This is a genomic window from Marinomonas sp. A3A, assembly GCF_018336955.1.
Lineage (GTDB): Bacteria > Pseudomonadota > Gammaproteobacteria > Pseudomonadales > Marinomonadaceae > Marinomonas > Marinomonas lutimaris.
Map to the genome: position 1 here is coordinate 4,292,546 of NZ_CP025532.1, position 21,328 is coordinate 4,313,873.

The 21,328-nt window shown below is 44.7% G+C and carries 26 protein-coding genes; 2 read left to right on the plus strand and 24 right to left on the minus strand.

All coding sequences use genetic code 11. The features are described 5' to 3' along the window. Positions 1-21 precede the first annotated feature (21 nt). Entirely contained in the window at positions 22-1,236 is a 1,215-nt protein-coding gene (gene fabB, locus CYL31_RS20060; protein ID WP_212916895.1) for a beta-ketoacyl-ACP synthase I, read from the plus strand. An 87-nt stretch (positions 1,237-1,323) separates the two neighbouring features. Here the strand turns inward: fabB and CYL31_RS20065 are convergent, their stop codons facing one another. The 6 genes from CYL31_RS20065 to CYL31_RS20090 all read right to left on the minus strand — a co-directional run bounded on the left by CYL31_RS20065 (position 1,324) and on the right by CYL31_RS20090 (position 9,270). Next, on the minus strand, positions 1,324-2,076 hold the full coding sequence (locus tag CYL31_RS20065) for a lysophospholipid acyltransferase family protein (protein ID WP_212916896.1): 753 nt from the start codon (positions 2,074-2,076) through the stop codon (positions 1,324-1,326). Between the two features lie 20 nt (positions 2,077-2,096). Continuing rightward, positions 2,097-3,203, minus strand: a complete 1,107-nt coding sequence (locus CYL31_RS20070) for a 1-acyl-sn-glycerol-3-phosphate acyltransferase (protein ID WP_212916897.1) — start codon at positions 3,201-3,203, stop codon at positions 2,097-2,099. A 97-nt stretch (positions 3,204-3,300) separates the two neighbouring features. Further along, complete coding sequence (locus CYL31_RS20075; RefSeq protein WP_212916898.1) at positions 3,301-6,222, minus strand: insulinase family protein; 2,922 nt, start codon at positions 6,220-6,222, stop codon at positions 3,301-3,303. A gap of 168 nt (positions 6,223-6,390) precedes the next feature. Further along, positions 6,391-6,972 (minus strand): DNA endonuclease SmrA, encoded by a 582-nt coding sequence (gene smrA, locus CYL31_RS20080; RefSeq protein WP_212916899.1) that lies wholly within the window; start codon positions 6,970-6,972, stop codon positions 6,391-6,393. A gap of 126 nt (positions 6,973-7,098) precedes the next feature. After that, a complete protein-coding gene (gene ssb, locus CYL31_RS20085; protein WP_212916900.1) occupies positions 7,099-7,872 on the minus strand; it encodes a single-stranded DNA-binding protein in 774 nt (257 codons plus the stop codon). 39 nt (positions 7,873-7,911) lie between these two features. Continuing rightward, a complete protein-coding gene (locus CYL31_RS20090; protein ID WP_212916901.1) occupies positions 7,912-9,270 on the minus strand; it encodes an MFS transporter in 1,359 nt (452 codons plus the stop codon). A 157-nt stretch (positions 9,271-9,427) separates the two neighbouring features. Between CYL31_RS20090 and uvrA the strand changes: the two genes are divergently transcribed. Further along, positions 9,428-12,250 carry an excinuclease ABC subunit UvrA gene (gene uvrA, locus CYL31_RS20095; protein ID WP_212916902.1) on the plus strand — a complete coding sequence of 941 codons (2,823 nt, stop codon included), beginning with the start codon at positions 9,428-9,430 and terminating at the stop codon, positions 12,248-12,250. Positions 12,251-12,370: 120 nt separating this feature from the next. On the opposite strand, the gene rplQ is transcribed toward uvrA, so the two are convergent. From rplQ to rpsQ, 18 genes are all read right to left on the minus strand, one after another. Next, positions 12,371-12,748 (minus strand): 50S ribosomal protein L17, encoded by a 378-nt coding sequence (gene rplQ, locus CYL31_RS20100; RefSeq protein ID WP_113918294.1) that lies wholly within the window; start codon positions 12,746-12,748, stop codon positions 12,371-12,373. A 42-nt stretch (positions 12,749-12,790) separates the two neighbouring features. After that, entirely contained in the window at positions 12,791-13,795 is a 1,005-nt protein-coding gene (locus CYL31_RS20105; RefSeq protein ID WP_012071911.1) for a DNA-directed RNA polymerase subunit alpha, read from the minus strand. A gap of 33 nt (positions 13,796-13,828) precedes the next feature. Then, the gene (gene rpsD, locus CYL31_RS20110; RefSeq protein ID WP_212916903.1) at positions 13,829-14,449 is read right to left on the minus strand and encodes a 30S ribosomal protein S4; all 621 of its coding nucleotides are present in this window, start codon (positions 14,447-14,449) and stop codon (positions 13,829-13,831) included. 16 nt (positions 14,450-14,465) lie between these two features. Continuing rightward, positions 14,466-14,858: a 30S ribosomal protein S11 gene (gene rpsK / locus CYL31_RS20115; protein ID WP_012071913.1), complete on the minus strand. Its 393-nt coding sequence runs from the start codon at positions 14,856-14,858 to the stop codon at positions 14,466-14,468. Positions 14,859-14,923: 65 nt separating this feature from the next. Beyond that, the gene (gene rpsM, locus CYL31_RS20120; RefSeq protein ID WP_013797821.1) at positions 14,924-15,280 is read right to left on the minus strand and encodes a 30S ribosomal protein S13; all 357 of its coding nucleotides are present in this window, start codon (positions 15,278-15,280) and stop codon (positions 14,924-14,926) included. Positions 15,281-15,408: 128 nt separating this feature from the next. Further along, positions 15,409-15,522, minus strand: coding sequence for a 50S ribosomal protein L36 (rpmJ, locus tag CYL31_RS20125; protein WP_012071915.1), 114 nt, complete (start codon positions 15,520-15,522; stop codon positions 15,409-15,411). Between the two features lie 19 nt (positions 15,523-15,541). Next, positions 15,542-16,873, minus strand: coding sequence for a preprotein translocase subunit SecY (gene secY / locus CYL31_RS20130; RefSeq protein WP_072841822.1), 1,332 nt, complete (start codon positions 16,871-16,873; stop codon positions 15,542-15,544). Continuing rightward, positions 16,874-17,308: a 50S ribosomal protein L15 gene (rplO, locus tag CYL31_RS20135; protein WP_212916904.1), complete on the minus strand. Its 435-nt coding sequence runs from the start codon at positions 17,306-17,308 to the stop codon at positions 16,874-16,876. Position 17,309: 1 nt separating this feature from the next. Further along, positions 17,310-17,495 carry a 50S ribosomal protein L30 gene (gene rpmD, locus CYL31_RS20140; RefSeq protein WP_012071918.1) on the minus strand — a complete coding sequence of 62 codons (186 nt, stop codon included), beginning with the start codon at positions 17,493-17,495 and terminating at the stop codon, positions 17,310-17,312. 6 nt (positions 17,496-17,501) lie between these two features. Beyond that, positions 17,502-18,002 carry a 30S ribosomal protein S5 gene (gene rpsE / locus CYL31_RS20145; RefSeq protein ID WP_113918292.1) on the minus strand — a complete coding sequence of 167 codons (501 nt, stop codon included), beginning with the start codon at positions 18,000-18,002 and terminating at the stop codon, positions 17,502-17,504. Between the two features lie 10 nt (positions 18,003-18,012). Next, complete coding sequence (rplR, locus tag CYL31_RS20150) at positions 18,013-18,363, minus strand: 50S ribosomal protein L18 (RefSeq protein WP_024023513.1); 351 nt, start codon at positions 18,361-18,363, stop codon at positions 18,013-18,015. Between the two features lie 10 nt (positions 18,364-18,373). Then, positions 18,374-18,907: a 50S ribosomal protein L6 gene (rplF, locus tag CYL31_RS20155; protein ID WP_212916905.1), complete on the minus strand. Its 534-nt coding sequence runs from the start codon at positions 18,905-18,907 to the stop codon at positions 18,374-18,376. Positions 18,908-18,915: 8 nt separating this feature from the next. Next, positions 18,916-19,308 (minus strand): 30S ribosomal protein S8, encoded by a 393-nt coding sequence (gene rpsH / locus CYL31_RS20160; RefSeq protein ID WP_212916906.1) that lies wholly within the window; start codon positions 19,306-19,308, stop codon positions 18,916-18,918. Between the two features lie 129 nt (positions 19,309-19,437). Beyond that, positions 19,438-19,743: a 30S ribosomal protein S14 gene (rpsN, locus tag CYL31_RS20165; RefSeq protein ID WP_110577373.1), complete on the minus strand. Its 306-nt coding sequence runs from the start codon at positions 19,741-19,743 to the stop codon at positions 19,438-19,440. 12 nt (positions 19,744-19,755) lie between these two features. Then, positions 19,756-20,295: a 50S ribosomal protein L5 gene (gene rplE, locus CYL31_RS20170; protein WP_012071924.1), complete on the minus strand. Its 540-nt coding sequence runs from the start codon at positions 20,293-20,295 to the stop codon at positions 19,756-19,758. A 17-nt stretch (positions 20,296-20,312) separates the two neighbouring features. Then, positions 20,313-20,630, minus strand: coding sequence for a 50S ribosomal protein L24 (gene rplX / locus CYL31_RS20175; protein WP_212916907.1), 318 nt, complete (start codon positions 20,628-20,630; stop codon positions 20,313-20,315). A gap of 17 nt (positions 20,631-20,647) precedes the next feature. Continuing rightward, positions 20,648-21,016: a 50S ribosomal protein L14 gene (gene rplN, locus CYL31_RS20180; RefSeq protein WP_067020125.1), complete on the minus strand. Its 369-nt coding sequence runs from the start codon at positions 21,014-21,016 to the stop codon at positions 20,648-20,650. Between the two features lie 51 nt (positions 21,017-21,067). After that, the gene (gene rpsQ, locus CYL31_RS20185) at positions 21,068-21,328 is read right to left on the minus strand and encodes a 30S ribosomal protein S17 (protein WP_013797833.1); all 261 of its coding nucleotides are present in this window, start codon (positions 21,326-21,328) and stop codon (positions 21,068-21,070) included.

Consider the following 21,328-nt stretch of genomic DNA (forward strand, 5'->3'; position numbering starts at 1 on the left):
AAGAATGAAAGAGGCACATTTATGCGTCGTGTAGTAGTAACAGGTCTTGGCATTGTCAGCTGCCTAGGCAATGACAAAGAGAGCGTTTTAAACTCCTTGCGCGAGGGCCAGTCTGGTATTCGTTTCGCTGAAGATTACAAAGAGCATGGCTTCCGTAGCCACGTTTGTGGTCGAATTGATTTAGATGCTGAAAGCATTGATCGTAAAGTTCGCCGTTTCATGGGCGATGCAGCAACTTACGCTTACGTTTCTATGCAACAGGCCATTTTGGATGCGGGTTTGACTGAAGATCAAGTATCTAACATTCGAACTGGATTGGTTGCAGGTTCTGGTGGTGCTTCCGCTAAAAACCTGGTTGATTCCGCAGACACACTTCGCGAGAAAGGCGTTAAGCGTGTTGGGCCATATCGTGTAACGCAGACTATGGGTAGCACGGTTTCTGCTTGTTTAGCGACGCCTTTTAAAATCAAAGGTGTTAACTACTCAATCACATCTGCTTGTTCAACAAGTGCTCACTGTATCGGTAATGCCATGGAGCTAATCCAACTTGGCAAGCAAGATATCGTGTTTGCAGGCGGTGGCGAAGAAGAAAGCTGGACTCAAACTTGTATGTTTGATGCCATGGGCGCTCTATCTTCAAAGTACAACGACACTCCTGAAAAGGCGTCTCGCGCTTACGATGCAAATCGTGATGGTTTCGTTATTGCTGGCGGTGGCGGTATGCTCGTTATCGAAGAACTAGAACACGCCAAAGCTCGCGGTGCTAAAATCTACGCTGAATTAGTTGGTTACGGTGCAACATCCGATGGCTATGACATGGTTGCCCCTTCTGGCGAAGGCGCTGTACGTTGCATGAAGATGGCGATGAGCACAATTGATGGCGACATTGATTACATCAACACTCATGGAACAAGCACACCTGCTGGCGATATGAAAGAGCTACAAGCTGTCAACGAAACTTTCGGCGACAACATCCCATTGATTAGCTCGACAAAATCTCTTTCAGGCCACTCTTTAGGTGCTGCAGGCGTTCATGAAGCAGTCTACTGCTTACTAATGATGGAAAACGACTTCATCGCTGCGTCTGCAAACATTGATGAGCTTGACCCAGCAGCAGGAAACATTCCTGTGGTTAGAACCCGCAAAGATAATGCTAATCTGAACATGATTATGTCTAACAGCTTTGGCTTTGGCGGCACTAACGCAAGCTTAGTATTCAAAAAATACTCAGCGTAAATACTCTTCAGCTACAAAAAAGCCGCATCGATTAATGCGGCTTTTTTATGTCTTCTATTTTAAACAACACAGCAGGTTACGGTTAGGCTAAAATAAAAAGTCATTTCCTTTTGGAAGTTTCGCCATTTCGGCACGCATCCAAACATCCATTTCTTCATGTAATACTGAGGTTTTCTTGCCCTCAGACTCAATGATAGGTCCAATAACAACACGGATAGATCCCGGAAATTTGCGCCACTTTTTACCCGGCCACGTGTAACCAGCGTTATGCACGACAGGCAAAATTGGTACACCTGCCGACGTTGCTAACATGGCTGCACCTTTGTTAAAGGCTTGCTCCTCATTGGGCGCGATTCGCGTTCCTTCCGGAAAAATCAATACAGAACGCCCGTCATCCAAACGCTCTTTACCCTGACTGATGATTTGCTTCAGTGCATTGGTACGTTGAGAACGATCAATCGCAATAGGCTGCACCATACGCAGCCCCCAACCAAAGAAAGGCACTGACAGCAGCTCTTTCTTTAAAACCGTTGAAACAGGTGCCATCAATACCTGCAGCACATAGGTTTCCCATTCGCTTTGATGGTTTGCCACCAACACAACGGGACGATTTTTGTTGATATGCTCTAAGCCAATAATCTCAACTTTCACACCACAAAAAATACGAAAAACAAACAACAAGCCTTTGTTATGCAGGTTCAAAACTGGTTGACGATAATTCTTCGGCAACAAGATAGTCGCGAAAGGCGCAAGAACACCAAATACAATAGTGGATACCATATAGTAAATGGCAAATATTGTTGAGCCGATCCAAGATCTTGATGACGCCCATATGCTCATTGACAGCTTACTCCTTATGACTATTTATTTAGATATTTTTGCTGTTGCTTCAATGGATTCGCATACATCGCCAACACAGTTTCTCTTAGATTCTCGGGACAGCGCTCAAGATAGCTTGAGAATGCACTGTCCGTTGAGGGCAAACCTTGCTGCAACGCAAGCGCTGCTTCATTGGTAGACTGAATGGCATAATTAGTAATGATCTGACGATCCACTTCTGCAACAAACTCTTCAGGCGTTTCGAAGCCGTCTTTTATTACATCGCCAAAAGTAACAACTACTTTGCCTTTTTGACCAACAATGCCATTTTTAATACTGTCTATGTCTTCAAATTCCGCTTTTTCATAATTCCCTGTTGTCGACTTCTGATGCAGTTCGCGCGCCTTATCAAAGGCACAGGGATCATATTCATACGCAATCGACACGGGCACAATCTTCAAGTTGGCCATCGCATCAGAAAAAGGCGTTTTCTCTTTCTTCTGACTCATAAAGAACATTTTTATAATCGCGGGATCTGTCTGGTCCAAGCCATCTTTCGCACGCCCTTCTTTTTGGGCTATCCAAATATTGGCTTGGTCTTTCGTCAATGATTCCGTGATATAAGCAGAAAGCTGACCAAACGCCGCCATCATCTCTCGAATACCATTTGCAGAGCGTTTCACGATAAAGCTTTTATTAAGACGCATTAAGTCAGACACAAAAGGGCGACGTAATAAATTGTCCCCTATTGCGATACGAACCGTGTCTAAACCTGCTAAATACAGGCCATAGTTGACAAAGGCCGGATCCATGGCGATATCTCTGTGATTAGACAAAAATAAGTAGCCAACGCCTTTCTCTAGCTTTTCAATACCTCGGTATTCAACATTCGTCGTTGTGGTTTTTATCATGCGTTCCATATAACTTGCGACACGCATTTGGAACTCATGAACATTCGAAATATTAGCAATTTGACGTTTTAGCGCCAACTTGACACAAAACGCCAATGGCGCTTTAAGAAACTTAGGCCATTGAGCAAAGCGAAAACCAATAATAGTATTAATAAAATCTGGCATTTCGACCAGATTGTTCAACACCTCGGCGACCTCATCGTCGTTGTAGGGGCGTATATCGTGAAACTGATCCATTTAATTTTCCGTCAGTAAGACTGTTTTGTTATTCGTTATTAAGTGAGACATTTACACAACGCTTTACTCGCCACGCCATGCAAAGGTCTCAATATTTTTAAAGGGCCTGAATATCAAACCCTAACGTTTCTAACTCTGCGCGCTTTGATGTGGACGTTACCACTGCGACGTTTTCATTTTCTTTTGTTAAATATGTTTTCGTGACTTGCTTCAACTGATCAAGAGTCACCGCCAAGATCTTGGCGCGGAATGCTTCTCTATAAGCCAAACTACGCCCATGGAGATGCACATAGAAATCACTCTGCGCCTCCCCGGCTGGTGAGCCAGGTTTATCCATAGAGCCAATCACACCTAAAATGGCTTCTTCAAGTGCATCTTCAGTGTGTGTTTCATTTAACATCCACTCAATCGAAGCATCAAAATCGGACAAGGTTTCAGTCAAACGAGGGTCACGATAAGAGTAGAAGCGGAACGAGCCGGTGCTACCATCAAAAGTTGCACCACCACCGTAAGCGCCGCCCTGCTCGCGAATTACTCGATGCAAGAAACCATTACGCAAGAAGCCGCCTAACACCGTCAAAGCCGCAACATCTGGATGTTCGCCAAATGCCGTACGGAAAGCTTTACTGCAGAAACTTACCTGAGTCGATGTCAACCAAGCAACATTCACTTTAGAGTCAACAGCCGCCATAGCGAACTTAGTCTGTGCATTGCCAGCAGGCAAATCAGCAAAAACAGACTGAACCTCGTTCAATACATTTGCTTCATGCTGAGGCTCTGCCACCAATAGAAGCTGCTTGTTTGCTTGTAACAGTTTTTCATGTAAGCATTTGAAGATAGCTAAAACATTTTCAGCCGTTTTGCTATCAGCCTTCATGGCATCATCTAGTGCAATCGCAGAACGAATGCCAGACATACCACTCCATTTTTCTTGTTGCGCAGCCAAACCAGAAATCGCACTAGAAGCCGCCGTCATAGCCAACGAGTGACCTTGACCGGTAATAGATTGTTCACGACGAGCACGACGTTGAGCCACCAGCTCTTTCACTCGACTTGCTTCATCAAAACGCACATTAAGCATAGTATCTTTTAGTAATTCGCTCATGGCTTTAACGTTTGGCACTAAAGCTTTAGATGACAAAATGAAGTAACCATTTAATTCTTGGCGATCTTCAATCGTTGCACGAATCGAATTAGAGGCACCTAATCCGCCACAAACTTGAGCTTGACGCTCTTGAACAGCAAGGTAATCTGCTTCGCCAATGCCCAGTTCCGTCATCATTGAAGAGAACAAAGGCAAGTACTCGATTTCCTCTTCGTCTAACTCTGGTAGGTCAATCACTAATTGCTGATAAACCAAACCATTTGTGCCTTGCGGATAAAAAGTAATCGGTAAATCACCTGCCACTTTTTCATTCTCATATTCAGGCAAGCGCGCAGGCACATCTTCTAAGCCAACTTTCGGAAGAATGCTCATGTCGTCAACTTGCGATTGACGCGCCTTCAATGCTGCACTGCGAGTGATAATCTGCTGTTTTTCAACATCAGACAAAGTAGCTTTAATCTGACTCAAGCGGTCTTTCTCTGCCTGATTTCGACGAGCTTCAAGAGCATCATCAGGGCTCAATGTTAACGTTACTCGGTGCGCATTTGTCAGCAGCAAGTTTTTAATCAAGTTCGGAATATATTGCTGATCTTGAACTTTCTCACGCATTGCATTGATAACAGGATCAAGATCAAGCTGAGCAATGACATCCCCCGCATGAACCGCAGTCGATAAACCCGCTAAAATTAGTTGCAAACCATAAGGATAGCTGCCACCGCCAACTTCACGCTGGCTCAATTCCAATTGATGCAACATGGCATCAACCATGTCTTGTGGAACGCCTTTTTCAGCAATGCTTTCTAAAGTAGACAAAACTAACGCTTCAACTTTCGGTGCGTCTTCTCGTTTTACACCTTCCAATCCACACATGAAGCTCATTTCTTTATTGCTGTCTTCAAGGCCGCACATTGGTGAAGGCGCGCGACCAAGGTCGCTGTTTTCTAATACTCGTAACAAAGGCGATGCGCTGTTATCTAGCAAAACGCTAGACAGCAATTGTGCTTCGAACTGTTGATTTAGGTCAGTACTTTCACCTAACAACCAACCAACAACCACATGACTGCCATCTTCTTTCACTTCATCTGCCGCGTAGCCTTCTTCCACTCGTACTGGCGAGAAATAACGCTTCGCATTCGGCACACTGACTTGCTCTTCTAGGCGCTCAAAACGGCTCAGCACTTTCTCTTCGAATTCAGCTTGTAGTGTTTCAGCTGGAATATCGCCAAATGTCATGAATACCGCATTGGAAGGATGGTAATGCGTGCGATAAAAAGCCAATAAATCTTGGTAAGATAAATCTGGGATATCCGTTGGCTCGCCACCAGAATTGAAATGATAGGTATTATTCGGAAACAAGTACTTGGTTAGCGTTTGCCACAAAACAGACGTGGTTGAGCTCATCGCGCCTTTCATCTCATTGAACACAACGCCTTTGAAAGTCAATTCTGACTCGGCATTGTCTGGCTCAGCGAACTCTAAGCGATGACCTTCCTGAGAAAAGTCTAATTCATCAAGACGCGAGAAAAACACCGCATCCAAATACACGCCTAAAAGGTTATGAAAGTCTTTTTTATTCTTACTGGCAAACGGATAAGCCGTCCAATCAGAAGACGTAAACGCGTTCATAAAGGTGTTCAACGAACGTCGAATCATCATGAAGAAAGGGTCACGCACAGGAAAGCGTTCGGAACCACACAATACTGTGTGTTCAAGAATATGCGCGACACCACATGAATCCGTCGGAACGGTTTTTAAGCCAACTAAGAATACATTTTCGTCATTCTCAGACGCGATATGAAAATGTTTAGCACCTGTGACTGTGTGCTCAAACTCTTGAACGGTAACATTCAGAGCATCAATAAACTCACTGCGAAGAAACGTAAACGCAGGATGGTGCGCGGTGCTATTTGCCATTCTCTACCTCGATAAAATTAGAATACGATAATTACAATGTTTTGGGGCAGTTTGGATACATTCAAGACAACATAAGTCCAAGACAGCAAAGTGGCGAGATTATAGCAAAAACATAGCTTTTACTGCACGAACTAACGTGAATACTCCCACCTAAGACAAAACAGAACATTAACGCTTTTGATGCTTTTCCCAATCATCCAAGCGTGCTTTTTCCGTCTTTTTAAACAATACATACACAGCCCCCAAACCACCATGATGCCGTTGTGCACTATGGAACGCCATGACAGCATCAAGCTCTCTCAGCCATTTATTAATATGGCTTTTAATCATAGCTCGACTATCAGGATCTGGGGTGCGATCACCTTTTCCATGCACTATGATTGCGACTCGAATATCGTTACGCATGCAATCATCAGCAAATTGATACACCTGCTCCCGCGCTTGAAGCACGGTATGACGGTGCAAATCTAAACGCGCCTCTATGCCATACTTACCTTGCCTAAGACGCTTAAACACACCGTCCTGTACGCCAGAGCGTTTATATTCAAGCACATCATTGGGCTCAACTTTTTCAACATAGTCTTGCGACAAATGATTTCTGTCCGCCTCTTTAGCGATCAACGCCGCCTTTTGGCGAGCTGAAAAGTCGACCTGAGGACCCTTCTTGCCCAGATACACTTCGCTTTTTTTAAGTGGCTTAATACCCGCCACCTCTTGAGCGAACAAAGACGTTTCATCTTCGTCGTTCACGGCCTAAATCCTCTTTGATTTACTCATATTATTTAGCACACCACTATAGAACAATAAAGGCCCCTAAACAGGAGCCTTTATTACTTCAACACCAGTGCATCAAAGGATTACTAACTTATACGTAAGCTAGAACGGGATATCGTCGTCGAAATCATCAAAGTTTGGCGCTTGTTGAGGCTTTGGCTGTTGCGCTGGTTGCTGTGGCGCGCGCTGCTGTGGTGCTGCTTGAGCCGGAGCTTGCTGTGGCGCGCGCTGCTGTGGTGCTGCTTGAGCCGGAGCTTGCTGTGGTGCGTTACCCCAGCTGCCAAATGACTGAGGCTGAGCCGCTTGCGGTGCAGCCTGATGCGCTGGTTGTGCTGGCGCTTGGTAGCCGCCTTGAGGCTGATTAAAGCCACCACTTTGAGGTGCATGCTGCTGTGGAGCTTGTTGCGCAGGCGCTTGACCGTATCCACCTTGTTGAGGAGCAGCTGACTGTTGCGGCGCACTGCCATAGCCACCGCCTTGACCACCTTGCATTGAGTCGTAACCACCACCTTGTTGCCCTGCGTTATCGCCACGGCCATCCAGCAATTGCATTTCGTTCGCCACAATTTCAGTTGTGTAGCGTTTAATACCATCTTTTTCCCACTCACGAGTACGCAATGAACCTTCTACGTATACTTTAGAGCCTTTCTTAATAAAGTCGCCTGCGATTTGACCAAGACGGAAATTACCACGATCCATAAAAGCCACACGGTGCCATTCCGTACGCTCTTGCATTTGACCAGTTTGCTTGTCACGCCAGCTTTCTGTTGTTGCCAAGTTAACGTTTGCAACCGCTGCGCCAGATGGCATGAAACGCACTTCGGCATCGTTGCCTGCGTTACCTATCAAAATTACTTTGTTTATTCCACGTGCCATGACGTTCTTCTCCAACTAAAAGATAGAATAGTGTTTTACTTAAAGACGCACTTGCGGTGCCAGACGCACCAGAGCATCTTTGTCTAATATTTTTTTATCGACTTTCAGATAAGCGGTTTGCTCATCTTTAAAAATTTGCATACCTTCCACTCCTTGGATTTGCGCAAGTTGATCCGCCAACTTCGTTACTTCTTCATCTGTCATATTGGGCAGGCTAAACGCCAGACTACTTAACTGACGAGGTGCAGGCTGGATGGCACAAACAAGTGACCAAGCCAAAAACACCACGCCGACAACCCAAAAGACGCCACTGTTTGAATGATGTTGAAGCAGCCAACCGCCACCAACGCCACCCAAAAATGATCCCATAAATTGATGGGTAGAAAACACGCCCATCGCTGTGCCGCGATAACCAACTGGCGCTAACTTGCTAATAAGAGATGGCAACACAGCTTCCAGTGAGTTAAAGCCTACAAAATAAACCCATAACAACACCCCAAACACCCAAAGGTAAGGAGCCCATTGCAGCAATATCGAGCTTAAACCCAACAAAATCATTACGGCGATTAACACACCTTTTGTCTTGCCTTTTGATTCGGCAATAATCACCAATGGTAGCATACCTGCGAAGGCAAAACCCATGATAGCTAAGTAAAGCCAGCTATGCTCTGACAAGGGTAAATCAAATTGTTGAATCAACAAATTTGGCACAGTGACAAACAGCGCCGTTAGGCTTGCATGCAACAACAAAACACTCACATTCAGGAACCGTAGTTTCGAGTCTTTCAGCACCAAACCAAGAGCCTTAAGGCTCGGAGTCGTGTCACGTTTAAAGGTGTGCTGGACAATATTCGGCACAGCAAAAATGATCAAGAGTATGCCCAGTAAAGATAATGCAAAGGACAAATAAAACAGCCCAGAAAGTCCGACCAAGGCAAAAATCCAAGGCCCTAATACCAAAGACAACATAAACGAGGCGCCGATACTAATACCGACAATCGCCATGGCTTTGGTACGGTTTTGCTCTCTTGTTACATCACTCAATAACGCCATTAAAGTACTGGCAATAGCGCCCGCGCCCTGAACCGCTCGCCCAACAATCAATGTATTGATATTGCTCGCATTAGCACAGATCAAACTCCCTACAGCAAACAGCAACAGCCCGATAATAATGACACGTTTACGGCCGATTTTATCCGACCACATCCCCATCGGAATCTGCAAACTCGCTTGAGTCAGGCCATAGATACCGATCGCGGTGCCGATTAAAGCTGCATCCGCTCCAGTTAGCCCATCAGCTGCAACACTAATGACGGGCATAATTAGGAATAAACCTAACATTCGGAATAAATAGATCAGTGCTAAAGCAAGAACTGAACGTCGTTCAAGTAGATCCATAAGGAGGTTTCAACCGTTTAACTAGGTGGTTAAGAAAAAAGATTGTCAATTTTACAAAAAATACCGTTGAAGCTCCATTTCAACTACTGTAAAAATAGACAGTTATTTAATTTACTGACAGATTTCTTTCTGTTGATCGACTTCACATTGGAGACTCATGGATACCATTACCATACGCGGGGCCCGCACACACAATTTAAAAAATGTGGACCTAGACATCCCAAGAGACAAACTTGTGGTGATTACTGGCCTATCCGGCTCAGGTAAATCCTCTCTCGCTTTCGATACTTTGTACGCAGAAGGACAACGTCGCTATGTAGAATCCCTTTCGACATACGCTCGACAGTTTTTGTCCATGATGGAGAAACCAGATATAGACCACATCGAAGGTCTTTCACCTGCTATCTCTATCGAGCAGAAATCAACCTCTCATAACCCACGATCAACAGTCGGTACAATAACAGAAATCTACGATTATCTACGATTGTTATTTGCCCGTGCAGGACAACCACGCTGCCCAGATCATGGTGAGCCGCTAGAGGCGCAAACCATATCACAAATGGTTGATAAAGTTATATCGCTACCAGAAGAAACTAAGATGATGCTACTTGCACCGATCGTCAAGGATCGAAAAGGTGAGCACTTACACACTATCAGCGATCTACTTTCAAAAGGCTTTATTCGCGCGCGAATCAATGGCATCGTCGTCGACTTAGATGATGCGCCAGCATTAGAGAAAAACAAGAAACACACAATCGAAGTGGTTATTGACCGTTTCAAAGTTCGCTCCGATCTACAACTTCGTTTGGCAGAATCCTTTGAAACTTGTCTTGGCTTATCTGACGGTATCGCCAAAGTCATCAATATGGATGATGACCAAGAAGAATATATTTTCTCTAGTAAATTTGCCTGTCCAGTTTGTGGTTACAGCTTAACGGAATTAGAACCTCGTCTATTCTCATTTAACAACCCAAATGGTGCCTGCCAGACATGCGATGGATTAGGCACTCATCAAATGTTTGATCCAGATCGAATCATTCAAGATGAAACACTAACGCTTGCTGAAGGTGCGATCCGAGGCTGGGGCCGACGTAGTATTTTTTACTACCAGCAACTTAGCGCCTTAGCGAAACACTATGGATTCGACATAGAGTCGAAATACAAAGATATACCGAGCGATTTCAAGAAACGCATTTTACAAGGCTCAGGTAAAGACAAAATAGATTTCATCTACATCAATGAACGTGGCGACAAAATGACACGCTCTCATTCATTTGAAGGTGTCATCCCAAATTTGCAACGTCGCTATCACGAAACAGAATCTGATAGTGTGCGTGATGACCTTTCACAGTACATCAGCATTCAACCTTGCCCAGATTGCCATGGCTCTCGACTCAATCGGTCTGCTCGTAACGTCTTTATTGCTGAACAAACATTACCGGAAGTCGTGACCTACCCAATCGCAGAATGCTTGAAGTATTTTGAAACACTTGAACTTCCAGGATCACGCGGTGAAATCGCCTCTAAAATTCTTAAAGAGATACGAGACAGATTAACCTTCTTGGTAAACGTTGGCTTGGACTATCTAACATTAGATCGAAAAGCAGACTCACTATCTGGTGGCGAAGCACAACGAATCCGACTTGCTAGTCAAATTGGTGCCGGTTTAGTGGGGGTTATGTATATCCTTGATGAGCCGTCTATTGGTTTGCATCAACGCGATAACGAAAGACTGATAGCCACACTGACCAGACTAAGAGACCTAGGCAATACTGTCATTGTCGTTGAACACGATGAAGACGCCATACGTATCGCTGACTTTGTTGTCGACATTGGTCCTGGCGCAGGCATTCACGGTGGCGAAATTATCGCCAGTGGTACGCCACAAGACATAATGAATTGTCCTGAATCCATTACAGGACAGTTTCTAACAGGCAAACGCAAAATTGACATTCCAGCTATTCGTCATCAAGCCAAGGACAAACAATTCCTTAAGTTAGTAGGTGCAACAGGTAACAATCTAAATACTGTTGATCTTAAAATCCCTGTCGGTGTAATGACTTGTATCACTGGCGTTTCTGGATCTGGTAAATCGACATTAATAAACGGCACGCTGTACCCACTGGCCGCTACAGCACTTAATGGCGCAACAACACTTAAAGCGGCGCCTCATGAACGTATTGAAGGTTTAGAATTATTTGATAAGTGTGTGGACATTGATCAAAGCCCTATCGGACGCACACCAAGATCAAACCCAGCAACCTATACTGGCATCTTCACTCCAATGAGGGAACTGTTCTCAGCGACACAAGAATCTCGCTCACGAGGCTATAAGCCAGGGCGATTCAGCTTTAACGTAAAAGGTGGCCGCTGTGAAGCTTGCCAAGGCGATGGCGTAATCAAGGTTGAGATGCACTTTCTTCCTGATATCTACGTTCCTTGTGATACTTGTAAAGGTAAACGCTACAATCGCGAAACGTTAGAAATCCATTACAAAGGCAAGAACATTCACGAATGCTTAGAAATGACCATTGAAGACGCTAGAGAGTTCTTTGACCCGGTTCCTTCTATCGCAAGAAAGCTACAAACCCTGATAGACGTTGGTTTGGGTTATATTCGCCTTGGACAAGCGGCGACAACGCTTTCTGGCGGTGAAGCACAGCGAGTTAAACTGGCAAAAGAACTGTCTAAACGTGATACAGGTACAACACTCTATATTCTAGATGAGCCGACAACAGGCCTGCACTTTGCTGATATAGAACAGCTGCTAAAGGTGCTTCATCGATTAAGAGATCACGGCAACACCGTCGTTGTCATTGAGCATAACCTTGATGTGATAAAAACAGCAGATTGGATCGTAGATTTAGGCCCTGAAGGCGGCAGCGGCGGCGGATACATAGTCGCTGAAGGAACGCCTGAAGACATAGCAAAAGCAGAGAAGTCTCACACAGGACGATTCTTGAAACATATGCTAAATTAGTCATCACATAGAAAATAAAAAACCGGTAAATTTTTACCGGTTTTTTTGTGCCTGAACATCAGTTTAATTTTTGCAAAAAAAAGCCGAGCTATTTGCTCGGCTTTTTATTACAAACTGATATTACTCAGCGGCTTCTGTAACTGGACGATCGACCAATTCAACATAAGCCATAGGCGCGTTGTCACCTGTGCGGAAGCCACATTTAAGAATGCGAACATAACCACCAGGACGAGCTTGGTAACGAGGACCAAGTTCAGAAAACAATTTACCTACTGCATCTTTGCTACGAGTACGAGCAAAGGCAAGGCGACGATTCGCAACAGAATCAACTTTCGCCAATGTGATCAATGGCTCAGCAACACGACGTAGTTCTTTAGCTTTCGGCAACGTAGTTTTAATAACTTCGTGTTCGAACAAAGAAGCAGCCATGTTTTTAAACATCGCTTTACGATGTGAGCTAGTACGGTTTAAGTGACGTCCACTCTTACGATGACGCATTTTACATTCCTTACCAAACTACGGTGGTCAGGGAACAATGACCTAGCGAGCTAGAACTTTGCTATCGTCCTTCAAACTAGCCGGTGGCCAATTCTCTAAACGCATTCCCAAAGACAAACCACGCTGTGCTAAAACATCTTTGATTTCAGTTAACGACTTCTTACCTAGGTTAGGCGTCTTAAGAAGCTCAACCTCAGTACGTTGAATCAAATCACCGATGTAATAAATGTTCTCTGCTTTTAAACAGTTAGCACTGCGAACGGTCAATTCAAGATCATCAACCGGGCGTAGCAAAATTGGATCAATCTCATCCTCTTCTTCTACAACAGGTGCTTCGCTTTCGCTTTCAAGGGCGACAAAAACCGCGATTTGCTGTTGTAAAATAGTCGCTGCACGACGAATTGCTTCTTCAGGATCGATAGTACCATTAGATTCGATGTCTAAGACTAACTTATCTAAATCTGTACGCTGCTCTACACGAGCATTATCGACACTGTACGCAACACGGCGAACAGGGCTGAATGAGGCATCCAGTTGCAAGCGACCGATTGGACGAGTCTCATCGTCGCCAGCAACACGAGCATCAGCAGGCTCATAACCACGGCCACGTGCGACTTTGATCTGCATAGTTAATTCAGCAGTGTCATCCAAGTGCGCAATAATGTGATCCGGGTTAGCGATCTCTGCATCAGCAACCAACTGGATATCTCCAGCTGTTACGATACCAGGACCTTTTTTACTTAGAGTAAGAGTTGCTTCATCTTGCCCGTGTAGAGCGATCGCAACTCCTTTCAGGTTAAGAAGAATTTCAATTACATCTTCTTTAACCCCTTCGATTGCGCTGTATTCGTGTAATACACCGTCGATTTCAACTTCAACAATCGCACAACCTGGCATTGAAGAAAGCAAGATACGGCGCAGTGCGTTACCCAAAGTATGACCAAAACCACGTTCTAGCGGTTGCAGTGTAACTTTAGCGCGACAGTTGCCTAGTTCCTGAACTTCAATGTTGCGTGGGGTTAACAATTCGCTCACTGAACGCTGCATAGATCCACCTATTTCTTAATCCTAATTACCGACTTACTTAGAGTAAAGTTCAACAATTAGGTTCTCATTAATTTCAGCTGATAAATCGGCACGTTCTGGAAGTGCTTTGTAAGTAGCTTCCAGTTTAGTTGAATCAACTTCGATCCAATGGATCGGTGCACGACCTTTAGATAGCTCTAGTGCGCTTTGTACACGCAATTGCTTCTTAGCTTTTTCACGGATTGACACAACATCACCAGCTTTAACTTGGTAAGACGGAATGTTAACCGTAGCGCCATTAACTAGAATGCCTTTATGGCCTACTAGCTGACGAGCCTCCGCACGTGTAGAACCAAAACCTGCGCGATATACAACGTTATCTAAACGTGATTCCAAAAGTTGCAGAAGGTTTTCACCAGTTGCACCTTTAAGGCGAGCTGCAGATTTGTAGTAATTACGGAATTGTTTTTCAAGAACACCGTACATACGACGTACTTTTTGTTTCTCACGTAACTGTAAGCCGTAATCAGAAAGACGACCGCGACGTGCACCGTGCACACCAGGAACCGTTTCTACTTTACATTTCGACTCAAGAGCGCGTGAACCGCTCTTCAATTGCAAGTCGGTACCTTCACGACGAGACAACTTACAAGTTGGACCTATATAACGAGCCATGTATCTGTCTCCTCAATTAAACGCGACGTTTCTTAGGTGGACGGCAACCGTTGTGCGGAATTGGCGTCACATCTGTGATGTTATTAATACGCAAGCCCAATGCATTTAATGCACGAACTGCGGACTCACGACCAGGACCTGGGCCCTTAATCATTACGTCAACGTTTTTAAGGCCGAACTCTTGTGCGACAGTACCGGCACGTTCCGCTGCTACTTGAGCTGCGAAAGGAGTACTTTTACGAGATCCGCGAAAACCAGAACCACCGGCAGTAGCCCAAGACAAAGCATTGCCTTGGCGGTCAGTGATAGTCACGATCGTGTTATTAAATGACGCGTGTACATGAGCAACACCGTCGACGACCGTCTTTTTGACTTTTTTCTTGGTGTTGCGCGTAGCTGGCTTAGCCATATTGCACTTTCCTATTTAATGCTCAGCTCTAGCGAACTTAGTGGCTAGAGCGAAACGCGTTTAAATTACTTACGAATAGGCTTACGAGGGCCTTTTCGTGTACGAGCGTTCGTTTTGGTACGTTGACCACGAACTGGTAGGCTGCGGCGATGACGAATCCCGCGATTACAACCTAGGTCCATCAAGCGTTTGATAGACATACTGACTTCACGACGTAAGTCACCCTCTACAGTATACTTAGCAACTTCACCACGAAGTTCATCAAGGATATCATCACTTAATGAACCAATTTTCGCAGTTTCAGCAACACCCGTAGCAGCGCAGATAGCGCGTGAACGAGTGCGACCAATTCCGAAGATGTAAGTCAGAGAAATGACCGCATGTTTATTGTCAGGAATATTGACACCGGCTATACGAGCCATTCACTTTACTCCGTTGTTATTGATGATTAAATGTTAATTCATCACTTTACTTTCATGAGGGCGGCTGATTATGCCTATCTTTAGGACATAAATCAACCACCCTTTCCCATCATCGAGCGAACTCGCTATTAACCTTGACGTTGTTTGTGACGAGGCTCAACGCAAATCACTCGAACTGAACCGTTACGACGAACGATTTTGCAGTTACGACAGATTTTCTTTACAGATGCACGTACTTTCATGTTCAACTCCAACCTACGCTTAACGCATTAGGCCATTTGGACCATAACCAGTCAGATTAGATTTCTTCATTAATGACTCGTATTGCTGACTCATCAAATGACTTTGCACTTGCGACATAAAGTCCATGACAACTACCACTACGATCAACATAGAAGTACCGCCAAAGTAGAATGGAACATTCCACGCAACAACAAAGAACTGAGGCATCAGAGACACTAGAGTGATGTATAAAGCACCAAACAGTGTCAAACGAGTCATTACACCATCAATATATCGAGCTGTATGATCGCCTGGACGAATACCCGGCAAAAAAGCACCGGATTTTTTTAAGTTATCTGCCACATCTTTAGGGTTGAACACTAGCGCCGTATAGAAGAAGCAAAAGAAAACAATTGCTATCGCAAACAACAGCACATAGAGCGGTTGCCCAGGAGCTAGAGCCAAAGAGATATTTTGCAACCATTCCATTCCTTCACCCTGACCAAACCATTGTCCGATCGAAGCTGGAAACAAAAGGATACTTGAAGCAAAGATAGGTGGAATTACACCAGCCATATTCACTTTAAGAGGCAAATGACTCTTTTGTGCAGCAAATACTTTTTTGCCTTGCTGACGCTTAGCATAATTAACCGTGATACGACGCTGACCGCGCTCGATGAAAACAACGAATGCGATAGTCGCAATGGCTAATATACCAATTAGCAACAAGGCTAAAATATTAATATCGCCTTGACGAGCCGACTCAAATGAACGGCCTAAAGCAGAAGGCAGGCCTGCAACGATACCCGCAAAGATAAGAATGGATATACCATTACCAATACCTTTCTCGGTAACTTGCTCACCTAACCACATCAAGAAAACAGTACCAGCAACAAGAGTTACAACAGCAACAGCATAGAACTCCATACCATTACTAAATGAGATCCCTTGGCTTGCCAAGCCAACTGCCATACTAGCAGATTGAACAAGGGCAAGAAGCACAGTGCCGTAACGAGTGTATTGAGTAATCTTACGACGACCCGCTTCACCCTCTTTCTTTAGCTGCTCTAGCTGAGGACTCACAACCGTCAATAACTGCATAATAATAGAGGCAGAAATGTAGGGCAAAATCCCAAGCGCAAAAATACTCATGCGCTCAAGCGCGCCCCCTGAGAATACGTTAAATAAACTCAGAATAGTGCCTTCATTTTGATCAAACAACGCAGACAATCTGTCAGGATTAATGCCTGGAACAGGTATGTGCGCACCGATTCGGTATACAATAATTGCTAGAAAAACGAAACGGATACGAGCCCAAAGCTCGCTTAATCCGTTTTGCATACCAGCTGGTAGTGAGCCACGCTTTGCCATTTATTCCTCGACTTTTCCGCCAGCTGCTTCAATAGCGGCACGAGCACCTTTAGTCACTTTAAGACCACGAACAATGATAGCTTTGTCGATAGAACCAGACAAAATCACACGTGCAGTCTTAATTTGATGACCAAGAATGTCGGCGCTTTTAAGAGCAGCCAAATCTACAACTTCAGCATTTACAGCAGCAAGCTCGTTTAAACGAACCTCAGCAACATACTTTGCCTGACGTGAAGTAAAACCGAATTTTGGCAGACGACGCTGCAAAGGCATTTGACCACCTTCAAAACCAGGTTTTACTGAGCCACCAGAACGAGATTTAAGACCTTTATGGCCTCGTCCGCCGGTTTTGCCCAAGCCGCTACCAATGCCGCGACCAACACGTTTAGGAGCATGCTTGCTACCTTCGCCAGGACGAAGTGTATTTAAGAACATGTTATTCCCCTACCACTTTAACCATGTAATAAACTTTATTAACCATGCCACGTACAGAAGGAGTATCTTCCAACTCACGTGTTTGGCCAACTTTACGCAAACCCAAGCCTTTAACAGTTTCACGGTGCTTTGGAAGACGACCGATCGGGCTGCGGGTTAGTTGAACTGTGATGGTATTATTCGCCATGACACATTACCCCAAAATTTGATCGACTGACTTACCGCGTTTTGCCGCGATTTGTTCAGGTGCTTTCATATCCTGCAAACCTTTGATCGTAGCGCGAACTACGTTTACTGGGTTTGTGGAACCGTAACATTTCGCCAAAACGTTGTGAACGCCAGCGATTTCTAGAACCGCACGCATTGCACCACCGGCGATGATACCAGTACCTTGAGACGCAGGCTGCATGTAAACTTTAGATGCTCCGTGATTCGCTTTAACAGGATACTGTAGAGTATCACCATCTAACTTAACAGAGACCATGTTACGGCGAGCTTGCTCCATTGCTTTTTGAATAGCTTGAGGAACTTCACGCGCTTTACCACGACCAAAGCCAACTTTACCTTTACCATCACCAACGACTGTCAAAGCTGTGAAAGAGAAGATACGACCACCCTTTACAACTTTAGCAACGCGGTTTACTTGAACTAGCTTCTCTTGGAGGTCGCTAGTTTGTTGATCATTAACTGCCATTTGCTACCCCTTAGAACTCTAGACCGGCTTCACGTGCAGCGTCAGCAAGAACTTGAACGCGGCCATGATATTTGAAGCCAGAACGGTCGAATGCGACCGAAGTGACACCTGCTTCTTTAGCGCGTGTAGCAATCAAAGTGCCGACTTCTTTAGCCGCTACTTTATTACCAGTCGCTGTGCCACGAAGAGCCTCTTCAAGAGTAGAAGCACTAGCTAGTACTTTGCTACCACAAGGAGAAATCACTTGAGCATACATATGGCGTGGTGTGCGATGTACAGTAAGACGATTCGCACCTAAGTCACGAATATGCAAACGAGCACGACGTGCACGACGAATCCGAGATTGTTTTTTAGTGTTCATGAATGCCTACCTACTTCTTCTTAGCTTCTTTACGACGAATTACTTCGTCAGAATAGCGAACACCTTTGCCTTTATATGGCTCTGGTGGACGGAAACCGCGAACTTCTGCAGCAACCTGACCAACGGCTTGTTTATCAATGCCACGGATCACGACTTCTGTTTGAGAAGCACATTCAGCTGTTACGCCTTCAGGAAGTTCGTAATCTACTGGGTGAGAGAAACCCAGAGATAGGTTAAGTACATTGCCTTTAAGCGCAGCACGGTAACCAACACCTTGAAGAAACAATCTTTTCTCGAAACCTTGACTAACACCAACAACCATGTTGTTAACCAAAGCACGAGTTGTACCAGCTAAGGCACGGCTTTGTTTTGCACCATCGCGCGCAGCGAAGGTAATAACATTTTCTTCTTTAGACACTTGTACGCTTGTGTGAACATTAAACTCTAAAGAACCTTTGCCGCCTTTAACAACAACAGTTTGTCCATTTAGGGTTAAATCTACACCACTAGGAAGCGTCACGGGACTATTAGCAACTCGAGACATACTAACTCCTAGAATACTGTGCAGATTACTTCGCCACCGATACCAGCAGCACGAGCTGCACGGTCTGTCATCACACCTTTAGAGGTAGAAATGATTGCAACACCAAGGCCAGCTTCTACTTTAGGTAGAGCACTAGTGCCTTTGTATTGACGCAAACTTGGGCGAGATGCGCGTTTGATTTGTTCGATAACTGGCTTACCTTCGTAGTATTTCAACTCGATAGTAAGCGTCGGTTTTATTGCTTCGTCTACAGAAAAGTCACCTACGTAACCTTCTTCGCGTAGAACAGCAGCAATCGATGTCTTCATTTTTGATGAAGGCATGCTCACAGAGGTCTTTGCAGCCATCTGTGCATTACGAATACGTGTAAACATATCCGCAAGGGTATCTTGCATACTCATTTAAGAGCTCCTAATTTAAAAACCATTGTGCAGCAAATAGAGCTCGCGCATAGTACACAGCAGCGAGCAGAATGTCCAGTATTTAGACACTCCACTCACTGCCATGTATTATGATCGCGCTCTACTTGCTTACCAACTAGCTTTCTTCAAGCCTGGTACGTCGCCACGCATCGCTGCTTCACGCAACTTGATACGAGACAGACCGAAGCGACGGTATACACCGTGCGGACGACCTGTAATTTGGCAACGGTTACGTTGGCGTGAAGAAGATGAATCGCGTGGAAGCGCTTGCAATTTAAGCGTCGCTTCCCACTTTTCATCGTCCGATGCATTAACGTCGCTAATGATCGCTTTTAGAGCCGCACGCTTTTCAGCGAATTTAGCTACTAATTTGGTACGTTTTGCTTCGCGCTGAATCATTGATATTTTAGCCATGATTCCTACCTCTTATTTCTTGAAAGGGAAACTAAAGGCTGCTAGCAAAGCACGACCTTCTTCATCGGTACGAGCAGTCGTTGTAATGGTAATATCCATACCACGTACACGATCTACTTTATCGTAATCGATCTCAGGGAAGATGATTTGCTCTTTAACACCCATACTGTAGTTACCACGACCGTCGAAAGACTTAGGATTAAGTCCACGGAAGTCACGGATACGTGGAATAGCAACATCAACCAAACGGTCGAAGAAATCCCACATACGCTCGCCACGTAGAGTAACTTTACAACCGATCGGGTAACCGTCACGGATTTTAAAGCCTGCTACAGATTTACGAGCCTTAGTCACTACAACTTTTTGGCCGCTAAGTGCTTCAAGATCATTTACCGCATGCTCAAGAAGTTTCTTGTCTGCGATAGCTTCACCAACACCCATATTTAAAGTGATTTTAGTGATTTTAGGCACTTCCATCACATTCTTGTAGCTAAACTCTTCTGTAAGTTTTGCTACAACTTGATCTTTATAAACTTGCTTAAGTCTCGCCATGGCTATAATTCTCGCTCTTAGGCGTCGATCGCTTCACTATTTGATTTAAAAACACGCACTTTCGTACCGTCTTCGTTCAATTTAAAGCCGACGCGATCCGCTTTACCCGTAGCATTGTTAAAAATGGCTACATTGGAAACCTGGATAGGTGCTTCTTGTTCAACGATACCACCAGTTGACCCCTTCATAGGGTTTGGCTTCTCGTGCTTCTTAACAGTATTAATGCCAGAAACTAGAACTCGGTTTTCGTCTACTACCTTAACAACTTTACCGCGTTTGCCTTTGTCTTTCCCAGCAATCACGATAACTTCGTCGTTACGTTTGATCTTACGCATAATGTCCCCTCTCCCTCTTACAGCACTTCAGGTGCAAGAGAAACAATTTTCATGAACTGCTCAGTACGCAATTCACGTGTTACAGGGCCAAAGATACGAGTACCAATAGGCTGTCCTGAAGCATTCAATAGAACCGCTGAGTTTACATCAAAACGGATCACTGAACCATCAGAACGACGAACACCTTTCTTAGTTCTAACGACAACTGCGTTAAGAACCTGCCCTTTTTTAACACGACCACGAGGGATCGCTTCTTTCACTGTGACCTTAATGATGTCACCGATAGCAGCATAACGACGATGTGAGCCACCCAGTACTTTAATACACTGAACACGCTTTGCGCCGCTGTTATCTGCTACATCAAGCATCGATTCTGTTTGAATCATTACTGCTCTCCAATCAAATTAGATAACAAGTCTCACGAAGGAAGGAGCAGCTTATACAGCTGCTGCTTTCTCTACAACTTGAACCAGATTCCAAGTCTTAGACTTAGAGTAAGGGCGTGTTTCAACGACCTTAACTGTATCACCGATCTGGCACTCATTGTTTTCATCGTGAGCGTGTAGTTTAGTCGAACGACGTACAAACTTACCGTATAAAGGGTGTTTTTCTGTACGCTCAACTAGTACCGTGATGGTTTTATCCATCTTGTCGCTTACTACCTTACCAGTAGCTGTACGCGCTTTTGTTTCTGCCAT